At 43.9% G+C, this 16,175-nt stretch carries 12 protein-coding genes; all 12 read right to left on the reverse strand.

Going from position 1 to position 16,175, the window contains the following annotated elements; translation table 11 throughout:
• Positions 1–488, reverse strand: a 488-nt coding sequence (tsf, locus tag BACCOPRO_RS08115) for a translation elongation factor Ts (protein ID WP_008142642.1), incomplete at its 3' end; no start/stop codon positions are given.
• Between the two features lie 130 nt (positions 489–618).
• Positions 619–1,458 carry a 30S ribosomal protein S2 gene (gene rpsB, locus BACCOPRO_RS08120; RefSeq protein WP_008142644.1) on the reverse strand — a complete coding sequence of 280 codons (840 nt, stop codon included), beginning with the start codon at positions 1,456–1,458 and terminating at the stop codon, positions 619–621.
• A gap of 191 nt (positions 1,459–1,649) precedes the next feature.
• A complete protein-coding gene (gene rpsI / locus BACCOPRO_RS08125; protein WP_008142645.1) occupies positions 1,650–2,036 on the reverse strand; it encodes a 30S ribosomal protein S9 in 387 nt (128 codons plus the stop codon).
• Positions 2,037–2,042: 6 nt separating this feature from the next.
• The gene (rplM, locus tag BACCOPRO_RS08130; protein WP_022278114.1) at positions 2,043–2,504 is read right to left on the reverse strand and encodes a 50S ribosomal protein L13; all 462 of its coding nucleotides are present in this window, start codon (positions 2,502–2,504) and stop codon (positions 2,043–2,045) included.
• A gap of 355 nt (positions 2,505–2,859) precedes the next feature.
• On the reverse strand, positions 2,860–3,348 hold the full coding sequence (locus tag BACCOPRO_RS08135) for a DUF4488 domain-containing protein (protein WP_008142654.1): 489 nt from the start codon (positions 3,346–3,348) through the stop codon (positions 2,860–2,862).
• A 192-nt stretch (positions 3,349–3,540) separates the two neighbouring features.
• Positions 3,541–4,944, reverse strand: a complete 1,404-nt coding sequence (gene asnS / locus BACCOPRO_RS08140) for an asparagine--tRNA ligase (protein ID WP_008142655.1) — start codon at positions 4,942–4,944, stop codon at positions 3,541–3,543.
• A 95-nt stretch (positions 4,945–5,039) separates the two neighbouring features.
• Positions 5,040–6,311, reverse strand: a complete 1,272-nt coding sequence (locus tag BACCOPRO_RS08145; RefSeq protein WP_022278115.1) for a pseudouridine synthase — start codon at positions 6,309–6,311, stop codon at positions 5,040–5,042.
• A gap of 48 nt (positions 6,312–6,359) precedes the next feature.
• The gene (purB, locus tag BACCOPRO_RS08150; protein ID WP_040311385.1) at positions 6,360–7,706 is read right to left on the reverse strand and encodes an adenylosuccinate lyase; all 1,347 of its coding nucleotides are present in this window, start codon (positions 7,704–7,706) and stop codon (positions 6,360–6,362) included.
• Positions 7,707–8,397: 691 nt separating this feature from the next.
• Complete coding sequence (locus BACCOPRO_RS08155; RefSeq protein WP_008142661.1) at positions 8,398–10,554, reverse strand: alpha-N-acetylglucosaminidase; 2,157 nt, start codon at positions 10,552–10,554, stop codon at positions 8,398–8,400.
• A 28-nt stretch (positions 10,555–10,582) separates the two neighbouring features.
• Positions 10,583–12,967 (reverse strand): hypothetical protein, encoded by a 2,385-nt coding sequence (locus BACCOPRO_RS08160; RefSeq protein ID WP_008142663.1) that lies wholly within the window; start codon positions 12,965–12,967, stop codon positions 10,583–10,585.
• Positions 12,968–13,145: 178 nt separating this feature from the next.
• Entirely contained in the window at positions 13,146–14,639 is a 1,494-nt protein-coding gene (locus BACCOPRO_RS08165) for a RagB/SusD family nutrient uptake outer membrane protein (protein ID WP_008142665.1), read from the reverse strand.
• Positions 14,640–14,664: 25 nt separating this feature from the next.
• Positions 14,665–16,175: SusC/RagA family TonB-linked outer membrane protein (locus tag BACCOPRO_RS08170; RefSeq protein WP_008142666.1), on the reverse strand; the 1,511-nt coding region annotated here is incomplete at its 5' end.

Here is a 16,175-nt window from a genome sequence, read left to right on the forward strand (position 1 = left end):
ACGATTGTACAAAGCTGATTCTTGTTCATGTGGTTATATACAGCAGTGCAAGGACCAGAAACGAAGTTGAAACCATCCAGTTCAGTCTTTTCACCGGTGATACCACTACGTTCAACAATTGCATCAGCAATCGTACCGCTACCCATCGGCAAAGCCTTGATTTCGTCGATAGTCTGGCACTTATTTGCGATAGCAGCATCCAGAATAGCCTGAGTCAGTGCTACGAAATCTGCATTCTTTGCAACGAAGTCAGTTTCACACTTCAAAGCGATCATTGCAGCATAGTCACCAGTAGACTTAGCCAATACACAACCTTCTGAAGTTTCACGGTCAGAACGTTTTGCAGCTACTGCCTGTCCTTTTTTACGGATAATTTCTACTGCTTTGTCGAAATCGCCTTCTGATTCAGTCAAAGCGTTTTTACAGTCCATCATACCAGCTCCAGTCATTTTACGAAGCTTGGTGATATCAGCCATACTTACAGCCATAGTAATCTCTTTTTTATTTGAGTTAATAAATAAGTCTATTTAAAGCAAATGAGAGCTGAGAACAGAGAGTTGAGAATTGCTTTTATAGTAACTCTCAACTTTCAACTCTCAACTCTCAACTTAAAGTATATTAAGCTTCTTCGTCGTCTTTACCCATGAAAGCGGCAGCCTTAGCAGCATTGATGGCATCTTCTTCAGCCTTATCCATGCGAGCCTTGGTAGCTTTCTTCTTGCCAGCCTTCGGAGCGTTTTCACCAGCAGCTTCCATATCTACCTTTTCTGCTTTTCTTTCTTCCAGACCTTCAGCCATAGCAGCGCAGCAAGCATCCAGAATTACTTCTACAGACTTAGTAGCATCATCGTTTGCCGGGATTACGAAGTCAACGTTTGTAGGATCAGAGTTTGTATCTACGATAGCAAATACAGGAATACCCAGACGGTTAGCTTCACGAACTGCGATGTTTTCCTTCAAAACGTCTACTACGAACAGTGCAGACGGAAGACGAGTCAGCTCAGCGATAGAACCCAGGTTCTTTTCCAATTTAGCACGCTGACGAGAGATCTGCAGGATTTCTCTCTTAGACAAGTTAGAATAAGTACCATCGTTAGTCAGTTTATCGATAGTAGCCATTTTCTTCACAGCCTTACGGATAGTCGGGAAGTTAGTCAACATACCACCCGGCCAACGCTCGATTACATAAGGCATATTTACAGAAGCAGCTTTCTCAGCTACAACCTGTTTAGCTTGTTTCTTAGTAGCAACGAACAGGACTTTCTTACCTGATTTTGCAATTTGCTTCAAAGCTTCAGCAGCTTCGTCTACTTTTACAACAGTCTTATTCAAATCGATGATATGAATACCGTTGCGTTCCATGAAAATATAAGGAGCCATTGCAGGGTTCCACTTTCTTTTAAGGTGTCCGAAGTGGCAACCAGCCTCCAATAATGTATCAAAATTTACTCTTGACATTGTTTTAATCTTTAAATCGTTTACTTTCTTTTTTGTTTAATTGAACCAACAATCGAGTAGTTTCTCCGTAAATTCTACAGAGGGGGAAAATCCCGAAAGTTTAGATACTAAACGCTTTTTCAGTTGAGAGTTGAACAGTGAAAAGTTGAAAGAATTTAAGCAACTTGTCCGATCCAACATTCCACCAACTCTTAACGCTTACTGAACTGGAATCTACGACGAGCTTTCGGACGTCCCGGTTTCTTACGTTCAACAGAACGAGAATCACGAGTCATGAAGCCTTCAGAACGCAGTGCCTTCTTGTCTTCCGGATTGATCTTAACCAGTGCACGAGCAATAGCCAAGCGCAGAGCCTGAGACTGACCAGTAAAGCCACCACCGCACAAATTTACTTGGATATCATATTTTTCTGCCACTTCCAACTTAGTCAGAGGCTGCTTAACAACATACTGCAGAATAGTTGATGGAAAGTACTGTGCAAGGTCTCTCTTGTTAATAGTAATCTTTCCTGTACCTTCGCTTACGAACACACGTGCAATCGCGCGTTTACGTCTGCCTAATGCATTTACTACTTCCATTCTTTATTATTTAAGTGTGTTAATATCAATTACTTTCGGAGTCTGAGCTTCATGTTTGTGTTCGCTTCCTGCGTAAACATACAGATTGCCCAGCAATTTAGCTCCCAGACGGTTTTTCGGAAGCATACCTTTTACTACTTTCTTCATCAGCTTTTCAGCTCCGTTAGGTTTAGCCATCAAACGAGCCGGAGTGATTTCACGCTGTCCACCCGGATAACCCGTATAGCTCAGATAAACCTTATCGTTCCACTTGTTACCAGTGAACTTAACTTTGTCAGCATTGATAATAATTACATTATCACCGCAATCTACGTGAGGAGTAAAGTTCGGTTTGTACTTACCTCTCAACAGTTTCGCAACTTTCGCACCGAGACGGCCTACAACCTGATCGGTAGCATCAACTACGACCCATTCTTTTGTCGCAGTTTCCTTGTTTGCAGAAATGGTCTTGTAACTTAAAGTATCCACTCTTAAAATCTTTTTAAATGTTACTACTAAAAACAATTTTCTTCATGCCTCACCTTCCCGGACAAAGAAGAATAAAGCACTCGGAATTTAAATTTATCACTATTTGATAATAATCGGCTTGCAAAGGTACGGCTTTTCTTTAAACCAGCAAAAGTTTTAAGTGTTTTTTTATTAGCAAAATATCTCCTAACCAGCTAACAGATAGCTCAAACAAGCAACCATAAAGAACGGATGCTGTTCCAACTGTATTCCTTCTCCCCGCAACGGGCAAAGAAAGGAATTCATGAAACAGCATCCGCCACAAATCAGTTCAGTTCACTACAGAAAAGCCAACGCTTTCTGTTTTTATATGAATCTATCGAATGATATTTTCCGGATATTTAGAAGGCATCGTTACACGTTTCCAGGTTTCCGTAACCCAGGAATCGATACGGTTACCGTTAATATCTTCTTTCAGGAAATATTTCAGGATCATGACATCTCCTCCTTTCAATTCAAACTTCAGCACATTCTTCTGTCCGGCCAATTGAGGAAGATGCAAGTTCTTTTCAACCATTTCCGTGTAAGAATCTCCTGAAGTCTGCTCATACGTACCTTCACCTATGATAATGGCACCTTGAGGCATCATGACCAGATTGGTAAATTTCCCGTCATCAGAAAGGATCTTCAAGGAATTGCTGGTTTTAAGCTGACCAGCTACGCCTGGGGCATCAGAACGATAAAAACACATTTGCCATACTCCCCGGAGATCCACCGGAGCTTTTTCTTTTGCAGACTGGGCTATCGAACTGCCGAAAGCCACTAATGACATTACAACTAAAAAGAAAATTCTGCGCATTCCCATAACATTATCGATTAAAGTTATTGTAATATGTTTTCTACAAAAATAGAAAAATTATTTAAAAATGCATAGTCTTTTCTCTCTTTTTTTAAAAGTTTTTTTCGTTTGACTTACAGATGTACAAAAAGAAATCCGGAAAGCTCAAGTAGCAGTAAACTGCCTGCTCCAGCTTTCCGGATCTTTTATTTACGAATATTAGAATTCTGCGTTATGCGGTGTACGCGGGAACGGAATAACATCACGGATGTTTGCCATACCTGTTACGAACAACAGCAGACGTTCAAAGCCCAATCCGAAACCGGAATGAGGACAAGAACCATATTTACGGGTATCCAGATACCACCACATATCCTTCATCGGTATATGCAATTCCTGAATACGGGTAAGCAGTTTGTCATAATCAGCTTCACGTTCCGAACCTCCGATAATCTCTCCAATCTTCGGGAACAGGACATCCATTGCACGAACGGTCTTTCCGTCCTCATTCTGCTTCATATAGAATGCCTTGATTTCTTTCGGATAATCAGTCAGAATTACAGGACGTTTGAAATGTTCTTCCACCAGATAGCGTTCATGCTCTGAAGCAAGGTCCACACCCCAATATACAGGGAATTCAAACTTGTGGCCATGAGCAACGGCATCTTCCAGGATCTTGATACCTTCCGTATAAGGCAAACGTACAAATTCTTCCTTCAATACTCCCTGCAAACGTTCGATCAATCCCTTGTCGAACATATCGTTCAGGAACTTCACATCATCGTAGCAGTTATCCAAAGCCCACTGTACACAGTACTTGATGAACTCTTCTGCCAGATCCATGTTGTCATTGATATCATTGAAAGCTACTTCCGGTTCAATCATCCAGAACTCAGCCAGGTGACGCGGTGTATTGGAGTTTTCTGCACGGAACGTAGGACCAAATGTATAAATGGCGCCCAATGCTGTTGCAGCCAACTCACCTTCCAACTGACCGGAAACTGTCAGGCTGGCCTGCTTGCCGAAGAAGTCATTGTCATAAATAATAGAACCATTTTCGTCCTTCTTCAGATCATACAGGTTCATAGTAGTAACCTGGAACATCTGTCCGGCACCTTCACAGTCAGAAGCCGTGATCAGCGGAGTATGGAAATAGAAGAAGCCACGTTCATGGAAGAACTTGTGGATAGCAATGGCCATATTGTGACGAATACGGAACACAGCTCCGAAAGTATTCGTACGCGGACGCAGGTGAGCAATCTCGCGCAAGAATTCCATAGAGTGTCCTTTCTTCTGCAAAGGATAAGTATTATCGCATGTTCCCAGTACTTCAATTTCACGAGCCTGGATTTCGCATGCCTGTCCGGCACCAACCGACTCAACCAGCTCTCCATTGACGCTGATACAAGCTCCTGTCGTGATCTGTTTCAACATTTCTTCATCGAAGTTTGCCAGATCAACCACCACTTGCACATTATTTATAGTAGAACCGTCATTCAAGGCGATAAAACTTACCTGCTTACTACCGCGACGGGTACGTACCCATCCCTTTACATTGACCATCACACCGAAGTCACGACGCTTCAGCAGGTCTACGATCTTTGTTCTACGAATTGTTTCCATTTTTATCTTGTTTTATTCAAATTTAAAAAGGCGGCCTTCAGCCTCTGCTTTTTTCAAGCTTTTCCAACCTTCGGCACACCTTATTATATATTATCTTATTCAAAAGAACCCATGCGAAGCATGTTTACTTCCATTTCTGTCAGATAACGCCAGTCTCCACGACGCAGACCTTTCTTGGTCAGTCCGGCAAAATAAACACGATCCAGCTTAATTACCCGATAGCCCAGTGACTCAAAAATACGACGGACAATTCGGTTTTTACCAGAATGGATCTCAATACCTACCTGCGACTTGTCTGTATCTGAAGCATAGCTGACTGCATCTGCATGAATTTCTCCGTCATCCAGAGTAATGCCCTGTACGATCTGATCCAAATCAGCCTTCGTTACATTTTTATCACAATATACATGGTAAATCTTCTTCTTCAGGAACTTCGGATGAGTCAGCTTAGAAGCCAGATCACCGTCATTGGTAAGCAACAGCACACCAGTTGTGTTCCGGTCCAGACGACCTACCGGATAAATACGTTCCTTGCAGGCACCTTTCACAAAGTCCATCACGGTCTTACGTTCCTGAGGATCATCAGAAGTAGTCACACAATCTTTCGGCTTATTCAGCAATACGTAAACTTTACGTTCGATATTTACCGGCTGATCGTGGAACTTGACTTCATCCGTACGTTTCACCTTTGTTCCCAGTTCGGTAACCACCTCACCATTAACGGAAACTACGCCTGCTGTGATAAATTCATCAGCCTCACGACGAGAACAAACACCTGCGTTGGCCAGGAACTTGTTCAGACGGATCGGTTCATTCGGATCGGTCAGGATATCCTTGTACTCGATCTGCTTCTTCATGCTATACTTCGCATTCGGATTGTATCCTGCGGTACGCGGGCGGAATCCTCCACCTTGCGGACGATTATAACCGCCGCCCTGCTGCTGACCGTTGTTGTAACGCGGACGGAACGAGCGCTGTTCACCTCCCTCGTTATTATTGTAACGCGGACGATACGGACGCTGCTCACCTCCTTCATTATTGTTATAGCGCGGCGCATAGGAAGGACGCGAGGGACGATTCGTATTGCTGTTGTATCCCTGTCTGTTTCCATAACTGCGCTGCTGAGAATGATTTCCATAACTGCGCTGTGGACGATCCTCTCCATTATTTCCGTTAAAACGGGGATTGTAAGAGGAACGGTACGGGCGTTCGCCACCTTCCCGGTTGCTGCCATACGGACGACGTCCATAGCTTCTGCCTTCGTTTCGATTGTATCTGTTATACCCTTCCTTGTTATAGGACTTGTAACCATCACGGCCTGACTGGGTGTTTTCTCCGTCCAGTCTGTTTTCTTTGTCTGTAGTCATGTTCTTAAAAATGCTATAAATTAATAATTACCCTCTCGGGTGATCTTCTTATAAACCTGTATAGTTGTGCGGAGTGATTGCCCGCAGTTCTTTCTTTATTTCTTCGCTTACGTTCAATGTTTCGATAAAATCTTTGATGGAAGCTTCATTGATAGCCTGGTTGGTACGTGTCAAAGCTTTCAATGCTTCATACGGATGCGGATAGGCTTCACGACGCAAAATAGTCTGAATAGCCTCAGCCACAACACTCCAGCAGTTATCCAGATCCTGATAGATCTTGGATTCGTTCAGCAACAGCTTGCCCAGTCCTTTCAGAGAGCTCTGAATAGCAATAACCGTATGTCCGAACGGAACACCGATATTACGCAGAACTGTAGAGTCAGTCAGGTCACGCTGCAGACGTGAAACCGGAAGCTTGGTTGACAAATGTTCCAACACGGCATTCGCCATGCCCAAATTTCCTTCAGCATTTTCAAAGTCAATGGGGTTTACCTTATGAGGCATTGCACTTGATCCAACCTCACCCGCTTTGATCTTTTGCTTGAAGTATTCCATAGAGATATACTGCCAGAAGTCACGGTTCATATCAATCATAATCGTATTGATACGCTTCATGGCATCAAAGATAGCGCCCAGATTGTCATAATTTGAAATCTGAGTAGTGTATTCTTCACGTTCCAGTCCCAGTTTTTCTGCGACAAAACGATTACCGAATGCCTTCCAGTCATATTCCGGATAAGCCACATGGTGGGCATTGTAGTTACCGGTTGCACCACCAAACTTAGCAGTGATCGGACAAGCCTTCAATACAGCCAGCTGACGTTCCAGACGATAGGCAAACACCTTGATTTCTTTTCCCAGGCGGGTAGGAGAAGCCGGCTGACCGTGAGTCTTTGCCAGCATCGGAATATTCTTCCATTCTTCTGCATACGCATTCAGCTGATCGACCAGCTTCTGGATCTGTGGATAATACACTTCATCCAGTGCATCCTTGATTGACAAGGGAACAGAAGTATTGTTGATATCCTGTGAAGTCAGGCCGAAGTGAATGAACTCCTTGTATTCCTCCAGGCCACCCAACTTGTCAAACTGTTCCTTGATGAAATACTCAACAGCCTTCACGTCGTGATTGGTTACACTCTCAATTTCCTTGATACGTCCCGCATCAGCTTCTGAGAAGTTCCGGTAAATATCACGAAGTGAATCAAAGCGTGATGCATCCAGTCCTTTCAACTGGGGCAAAGGCAGTTCACACAACGTAATGAAATATTCAATTTCCACACGCACACGATATTTGATCAATGCGTATTCTGAAAAATAGGCAGCCAAAGCTCCCGCTTTGCTCCTGTATCGACCGTCAATAGGTGATATAGCCGTGAGTAAATCAAGCTCCATCATTCTTTTATTTTTTTGATATCTAAATAATGATCATTAATCTTCGCAAAAGTAATGCTTTTTCCTGAGTTTACCGGAGTTAAGTGGAAAACTTTAGTATTTATTTTACATTTTACCGGCATGCGGAAGACACGGCTTCCCAAAGTTATCAACAGCCTGTTCATAACCTGACAGTTTTTCACAGGTTGTTGACACACGTTCCAGCAGGCTATACACCAGTATTTTACCGAAAGCCTCGTATTTTATTCACAACATTATGGTTCATAACTTTTGTACATTCGAAAAAATGCACTACTTTTGACCTGCCTAAAAGAAAGGATGCCCCAAGGGGCAACATTCTTCAACCAATCGTTGATTTTCCTAAAATCTATTATCGTTGGCTACAAGACACACACTATTTGAGAGACCAACTATCTAAAAAGTATCCGCGCTTGGAACCTGTGACAGGCTCCCCAAGCGCGGATTTTTCTTTTCAGTCTTCCCTTTTCTGAAAACGCCCATCATTCCCGGAAAACTGTCAGAAACTCTTTTTCACCTTTCCCCGGTTCTCTTCAAAAGTCCTGCCGAAACATTGTAAACAGACTTCAAGGGCATAAAAAAAACGCTTCGACGTTTAAGGGAAAAGAATTCGGCCTTTTCCTTCAAACGTCGAAACGTTTTTTAAAAAGCTCGAGGGCCTCAGAAAAAGAAGTTAGGGAAGCTTGATTTCACGGTAAATTTCACAAGCGATATCTACCGGATTTCCTTCAGCTTCTGATGCATACGAGTTATGTTTCAATGTCCACGGTTCTTCCAGTGCATAAAAGTCAATTGCCTTGGGCTGTCCGCCTTCAAAACTCTTCAGCTGTTCATCCAGCCAAGTCTTCCAGCGCAAATAATAGAAGTCGCGCAACAGTCCGTTCCATTCTCTGTGAGCATAATCATGCAAACCGCCATCATCTGCAGCAACCCGGTTTCCCCAAGTCGTTATCTGTACACGGGCATTCCATTCATACCAGTCCTTTTCTTCCTCCGTGCTACCCAGGTTACGGGCACTTTCCAGCCAGCGTCCCACCTTAAATTCCGAACGTGTAGCCAGCAAACGATCCTGCATTAAAATCAAACGCAAGAACCGGTCGGATGAAAGTTTAAAGAGTTCCCGGTCACCAGCCTTATAAGCGTCAACCAGCACCCGATACATCAGACGGCCTTTTTCAGCAACAGCCTGCCGAACAATGTCCACCAGATCGTATTCAAAATTATTGTTACCCCGGAAACGTTCCGCAGCATCCACCATCATACCGGCAGCACGGATCACATCCGCCGGATCATAATAGTCGGACATTTCCGACCAGCTGGATACCTGATAAGCCTTCCAAGATGGCCGCGCGCAAAGAATGGATTCATGTGTTCCCTGCTGAGTGGAAGCAGCCGGACAATTATAAATGGTGTTACTTAACAGCATCCATGCCTGTGATACCTGACTGTCTGATTTTCCATAGCGTGCTTTCAGATATCCTTCCAGCCATTCATCTTTTGAGAAACGCTGTTCTCTCCAGGGAAGTTCACACAACAGTTCATACATCACCGGGTTGTTTTCTATACCTTCCATGGTCATGCCGACACCTTTCAAGGTCTTTCCGAACGAACTGTCCTTTGCTTTATAGAATTCCTCTATCAGATGAGCCATTTTCCCGTGCAGACCTACATTGCCTCCATAGTTCAGCAACATGCAAAACAGCCAGTCGTGTTGTCCAAAGCCCTCTTTCCGGTACCAGGAAGAAGCCGGATCTCCCCACTGAGGACGGCTTTCCGAAAACAAATCCAATACCACCATATCACCAGCAGGCAAGTTCCGGATCATCTGCGGACGCGGATTGGCTCCCCAGGCCTGCACCACCCATGCAGCACGCGGATTGGCCTGTTTCATCGCTTTCCAGATCGCCTTTCCCGCAGCTTCCAGATCCACCCCCGACGTGTTTCCACCTTCATGGAAAGGATCCATGCTATAATAAGAAACCTTACCATACAAACGGGTCATTTCCCGATAATACAAAGCAGCAATCCGTTCAAACTGAGGATCAGTAGGCTGCAGGAAAGCCGGACGCGGATAACCGTTCCATCGGCCGGGATCTGCCACATTCAGCCCCAACCGGTCCTTTGCATTGTGAGGAACCATTCCGGAATATCCGGGCAATACCGGCTCAATGCCGTATTCACGCATACGCTTCAGAATACGTTTCTGAAGTTCTTCCTGACGTTCATACCAGCTGTCCGGATTGGGGCCACCCCATCCTTCCAGATTATTCATCAGCCACCAGGCCTGAAAACCGGGGCCCGCAATGAAAGCATTGATTTCTTCGCGTGTGTAACCCAGTTCCTCCAGCACATTCTTCCACACCACATCGGTTCCAACCATTGCAAGCGGCAGATTAATGCCATGAAGTGCCATCCAGTCGATTTCCTGTTCCCATCGTTTCCAGTCCCAGAAAGCCATACTGTAGGAGAACGTACAATAATTGAAATCATAACGGAGCTTCAGATCCGTTTCATGTCTTTCCTTCTTCAGCACCGGAGGCAACACCTCAGGAAGATCAGCCTGCATGCCATTCCACGACAGGTTGATTCCGGCATAATACTTCAGATACCAGTTGATACCCGTGGCAATGCTGACATAGTTGTTACCGCGTACCACGACTTTATTCCCCTTCTGATCCAATTCAAAGAAATCCTTTTCCCCCTTCAGGCGCTCAATGACAAATTTACGGGACGCCCCTTTGTCAATACGTTCCAGCAAGCCGGTAATGGGAGAAGCGTAGAGGGTAACTCCCAAAAGGAAAAGACTGATCAAACATAAAATTTTTTTCATCCTTCAGACTATTTCAATGTTAAACGTTTCATTTATACAAATCTTCCCCAAACGCCCATCCTAAATAATTCTTCTTCAGGCTGCGGCTCTGTCCGCCAAACAAGACTTTGCAGGGAGACTTCAGGTTACAATGCAAATTTACAATTTGTTTCTCATCTACAACGACTTCCAGCGTATCACCTTCACGTTTTACCTTACAATTATATCCAACCACGCTTCCATCCTCACGCTCAACAATGAATGCATTCACCAGCATGGATTCTCCGATACACTTGAACAATTCATGCACATCATTATCCTGCGTATTAACCGTCTGCCAGTCACTGATCATATTGACATACTGTTCACCGATCACGAAAGAGCGGGTATCATAAAGTTCCGGATGCGGATTACCAAAGCTCAGGGAATCTTCCGTCACACGTGTATCCGCGCTGCATGCCTGTTTCACCTTCAGATAAGGATCAACCACAAATGCCCAGCGCAAATCTCCGGTCTTATAATCAATCAGATTAGAGAAAGCTCCCATCGCATTATAAGTTTCAATCAGCCAGCGTTCATCTCCTGTCAGCAGATATGCATAATATGTAGCATAACCTCTCCATCCGCTCCATCCGTGCGGAGAGTTAAACATATTCGGAAGCATCTGTACATCATACTGAGCTTCCCAGTAACGCATGGTTCCTCCTCTTCTTCTGGCATCCGGAACACGAAGTTGAGCCAGACAATCATGGCTGTGCAAGATCCGGAGCATGGCATCCGTATAATACTGGCGTTTCTTTGCATCCTCCTGCATCAAGGCAAGCATACCGATCTGCAAGGCCGAACAGGAAATCATACCATCTTCAAAAGTAAGTTCTCCTTCTGTTTCAAAATCTCCCTGCGAAGCCACCAGCTGGTCAATCGCACGCTTGGCTGACTGATAATGCCGTTTGGCTGCAGCAGCCCAGGTCTTGTCCGACCGGCCAAGCTTACGTTCCTCCAAAGTCAGTTCCAGCATACTCTTCGCAACATAAATTACGCTTGTATATACGGTGTTATGATTCACATAAGCCCCGTCTTTTCTTTGCCAGGTATTCATCAGCCAGTCTGCCAGACGCGAAGCCTTTTTCAGATCATTCACATCATGATAAGCCTGATATTTGTCGACCAGCATTCCGATCGTACCCGATGTGTTCTGAATGCGGGAAGCATAATATTTAGGCTCCATCTTATCCTTGTCATGAAGCAGATCAAACAAATAATCAAAACGTTTGCACAACTGTTCGTCCAGAGCTTTATCCGGGAAATATCGTGCTGCAAGGAATGCCGAATGGAATCCGTACCAGCTCTCAATATGTGAAGTCGCTTTCTGATGATATTTCAGCGCTCCCTTTCTGGCCTGCTCCAGTGTCCACTGCCAGGATGAGTGAACAGACAAAATACCTTCGGCCTGATTTTCTCCGTCCTTCACACGGATGGTGTACATACCGACTTTCGGCAAACAACAGCTTATGTGTTTCACATCTTCAGCTCTGTTTTCCACCTGCACCGGTATTTCTTTGCCATTGTCATCCACAACACACACCTGTCCGCCAGACGAAATCACATCAAATTCGACCAGTTCTCCCGGAACATAAGCAGTCTTGTGTATTCTCAGCATAGGGATATCTGCCAACTTATGCAGTTTTTCTTCAAACACTCCCGGCTCTTCAATATCGACCAGTGCTATGATCCAGGACTTTGTTTCTCCCTGGTCCAGCTTCCACAAATGCTGAGGATTTCTGGAAGGAAGTGGCAATGCATTAATCAGATCAAGGTTCAAGGATTCAATCCGATGGCCCATAAACCAGTGAGGAGCCGGATCCTGATAACCTAAATTATATTCCACACTCCAGGAAGCAACGGCTTGAGGAGACACTACCCCCAATGTATGTCCCGAAGGCGTCTGAAGATAACCGAAGAAATGAGTTTTTTCATTGCGCATCAAAGTCGGGAAATACTTGCCGAACCATTCAGGATATTTATCCATATAAGTATCGATTCCCATTCTGATTCCGGCTTTTTCCGGCTGGAAAGGAACATGCCCTTTATTGGTAAGTGTAATCCGCATAGCCGGAGCACCATTCCATTTTTCATACTTCAGCGAGCATTCCACACCTTCAATTTCTGCCCGATAAGCAAACTTCCCGTCTGGAGTCCAGTCAGCCGTCGTACTTTTCCCGCCAGTTACTACATAAAACGAAGGTCCCCTGTGTTCTCCTTTCCGGAAAAACGGAACCGTATCATTCCCGTGCTGCCCTTTAAAAACAATTTGCTCAAGGCAGCCGTTCTCCGAGATTCTACACTCCCAATCTTTATCATTCCACTGAGCCGTCTGAGCCATTGCACCCATACCCCACAGCAATGCACCAAATATTAATGAAGATCTTTTCATAAATGTTGAATAATTGTATTTATCAAATAGTATTTCCTTATAACCCTACGCAATGATTACCTTGTGGAAGATAAAAAAACGGCCATCTCAAAAGTTCCTTTTCTCATAAGTTTCAAAATCAGATCTTGATCTTTCAGATCAGTAAACTGTCAAAATGGCCGTTTGACCTTACAAGGTATTAATATCCCGGATTCTGAACAATCTTACCTTTACTTTCATCAATAACAGACTGAGGTAACGGCATTAAGTTCATGTAATCCTGAGCTGTTACAGAATGTTTGTAAAGACGTGCATATTCAATGTACTTACCATACCGGATCAAGTCAGAACGGCGAACGCCTTCAAACCACAACTCATGGCCACGTTCCAGAAGCACAGCATCCAGGAACGTATCAACACTTGCAAAATCACTTGTTGCATAGGCCTGAAGACCGGCACGAGTATGTACCATATTCAGAAGATCAACAGCCTCCTGAGTTACTGCATTTTCATTTCTTGCCAAAGCTTCAGCCATCAAGGTCAGTACATCTGCATACCGATATACAATCCAGTCAATCTGACTTTCTGCACCGGTTGCATCAGGATCCTCACCATATTTAATAGGTAATGCTCCTGACATAAGAACAGATCCCGGATTCTGTTCATTGTAACGGACACCATCTGTTCCGACAAAGTCTCCGACTAATACTTCCAGACGTTTATCTGACGGATCAAATGTATGATAGAATTCCCACGGGACACGATATCCTCCCCATTTCTGAATATTCGGATTATTGGTCGGACATTCACTGGAAAGAACATGAGCAAGCCATAACTGCTGATTGACACTCCGGCTACATACGCAGGCCCAGATAGTCTCTTTGTTTCCTTCATTTTCCAACGTGAAGATTTCCTTATAATCATTCATCAGGCCATAACCATATTCCGGTTTCATCAGTTCACGGCCACATTCTATCGCTTTAGCCCAGTTCTTCTCATGCATATATAATTTCATCAGAACTGTATAAGCCAAACCTTTTGTAAACCGGCCATAATTTGTATCCGATACTTTATAAGTTGCAGGCAAAACAGCAATGGCTGCATTCATATCATCCTCAATAAACTTCACCATATCTTCCTGTGAAAGCCGGGGAGCAACCTCATCCGAAAGCGGATTGTTCAACAGATCGAGTGAAGCAACCTGGATCGGTCCATACAAATCATATAAAATATAAGCCAGCCAACCACGGCCACAATGCAATTCAGCATCAAGACGATTCTTAAGTGTTTCATCCATAGAAATGGAAGCAATCCGCTCCATTGTCAGAGTCATCTTACTGATATCCCGGATATAGTTTTTATAGATCGCCGTCGGAGCCGTAGAATTGGCAGTAAAGTTCACTTGCAGAAGGTCCGGCCATACGACATCATTCCACTGACAATAGCCTATATCGGTTGTCATATCAGTTGTTACATGAATACCTCCGTAAGAAGAGGCCCAAAGTCCACTATACCAGTTCGAACGGAAAGGAGAATAAGCTGCCGAAGTAACCAAGGCATTGGCATCGTCTCCATTCACCGGAAAGATTCCGGGATTAATCACATCATACATTTCTGACTCCAGGTTGGTACAGGAAGGAGTCATCGCAACCGTAGCCAGAACAACAGAAAATATCGAAAAGATTCTTTTCATTTCAGTATCACGTTTAAAGGTTTAATTAAAAGGTTATGTCTACACCCAAGCTAAAGCTTCTCACATTCGGATAAGCCCATACAGAATTATCTGTTTCCAGATCCAGACCGTCATACGGAGTAATCGTAAACGGATTATTCACATCAAAGTAAACACGTACATTCGACAGAATATTCCGGCCCTGATTAACAGGAATAGTATAACCCAACGTAATATTCCGGCAACGAACAAACCAACTCTTCTGCAAATAATAGTCACCAATGCCCCATGTACTCTTATCCTGGAAATATCCCGGACGTACGGCAGACTGATTGTCTGAGGTCCATACATCTTTTGCACTTACAGGCATATTGTATCCACGATACATATTTACGATACCTGTCATACCAGAAGCTCCGGTCAACCAAAGATCTTTATAAGATCCACTGTTCAACAAATCAAACTGACCATAAAAATAAATATTCAGGTCGAAGTTCTTCCAACGGAATGTATTGTTCAAACCAAGCAGATAACCAGGATCCGAACTTCCATAAATCACCTTATCAGCATCATCTAGTTTGCCATCAGGCTTTCCCGACTTCAAAGGAATTCCGTGCTGGTCAACTTTTACAGAACCGTCCTCATTGTACACATATCCGTTAATATCTTTGATCTTCACCTGACCAGGAATAGCTCCCGGCATCCAGTCTACGGTTTCTCCCGGCTGAATCAAACCATCGGAAAGGTAACCATACTGGTAACGGATCGGAGAATCATAAACTGAATAAGCAGAAGGTTTCCAGCTTTCATCACGTGTTTTCCATTTATCCCGGTAGAGAGAGAATGTAAAGTCTGTATTCCAGCCAAAATTCTTCGTATTGAAATTGGTCGAATTAATCGTCAGTTCAAAACCCTGGCTCTGAGTTTCACCAATATTGGCTGCAATGGTACTTACTTCCTGGAATCCCAAAAGTGAACGTTCACTTAACAGGTCAGATACTACTTTATGGAAATATTCAGCCGTTACGTTCAAACGGTTTTTAAAGAAACCAAGATCCACTCCGACATTCCATTCTGTAGTTGTTTCCCACTTCAGATCAACATTTCCCATCTGACTCAGATAGACACCTACCTGTTCCGTTCCTCCAAATTCATTATTATTACCAGTTGAATAATAGCTTATCACCCTGTTTCCAATGTTGGAGTTACCGGTCTGACCGAAACTTACACGTAACTTACCATTAGACAGAACCGATGTCAAAGGCTGCATGAATTCTTCTTCCGTAAATCTCCATCCCAAAGCAACTGAAGGGAAATATCCCCAACGGTTATTCTTTGCGAAGTTGGAAGCACCATCCGCACGCATCGTTGCAGTCAGCAAATAACGATCCTTATAAGAGTAATTGATACGGCCAAAGAAAGAAGCCATCTCACTCTTGGAAGCAGAAGAACCTACACTGGGTTTCGGATATGCACCTGCTCCCAGATTATTGTAAAGGAATCCATCAATCAGGAACTGACTATTACCAGCCGACAAGGATTCATCCGTAAATCTCT

It is taken from the genome of Phocaeicola coprophilus DSM 18228 = JCM 13818 (genome assembly GCF_000157915.1).
In the GTDB taxonomy this organism is placed as follows: domain Bacteria; phylum Bacteroidota; class Bacteroidia; order Bacteroidales; family Bacteroidaceae; genus Phocaeicola; species Phocaeicola coprophilus.

Bases quoted from the DNA above. Each gene is read 5' to 3' on its own strand.
- rpsB (WP_008142644.1), bottom strand. From the start codon at position 1,458: ATGTCAAGAGTAAATTTTGATACATTATTGGAGGCTGGTTGCCACTTC.
- rpsI (WP_008142645.1), bottom strand. From the start codon at position 2,036: ATGGAAGTAGTAAATGCATTAGGCAGACGTAAACGCGCGATTGCACGT.
- BACCOPRO_RS08135 (WP_008142654.1), bottom strand. From the start codon at position 3,348: ATGGGAATGCGCAGAATTTTCTTTTTAGTTGTAATGTCATTAGTGGCT.
- asnS (WP_008142655.1), bottom strand. From the start codon at position 4,944: ATGGAAACAATTCGTAGAACAAAGATCGTAGACCTGCTGAAGCGTCGT.
- BACCOPRO_RS08145 (WP_022278115.1), bottom strand. From the start codon at position 6,311: ATGACTACAGACAAAGAAAACAGACTGGACGGAGAAAACACCCAGTCA.
- purB (WP_040311385.1), bottom strand. From the start codon at position 7,706: ATGGAGCTTGATTTACTCACGGCTATATCACCTATTGACGGTCGATAC.
- BACCOPRO_RS08155 (WP_008142661.1), bottom strand. From the start codon at position 10,554: ATGAAAAAAATTTTATGTTTGATCAGTCTTTTCCTTTTGGGAGTTACC.
- BACCOPRO_RS08160 (WP_008142663.1), bottom strand. From the start codon at position 12,967: ATGAAAAGATCTTCATTAATATTTGGTGCATTGCTGTGGGGTATGGGT.
- BACCOPRO_RS08165 (WP_008142665.1), bottom strand. From the start codon at position 14,639: ATGAAAAGAATCTTTTCGATATTTTCTGTTGTTCTGGCTACGGTTGCG.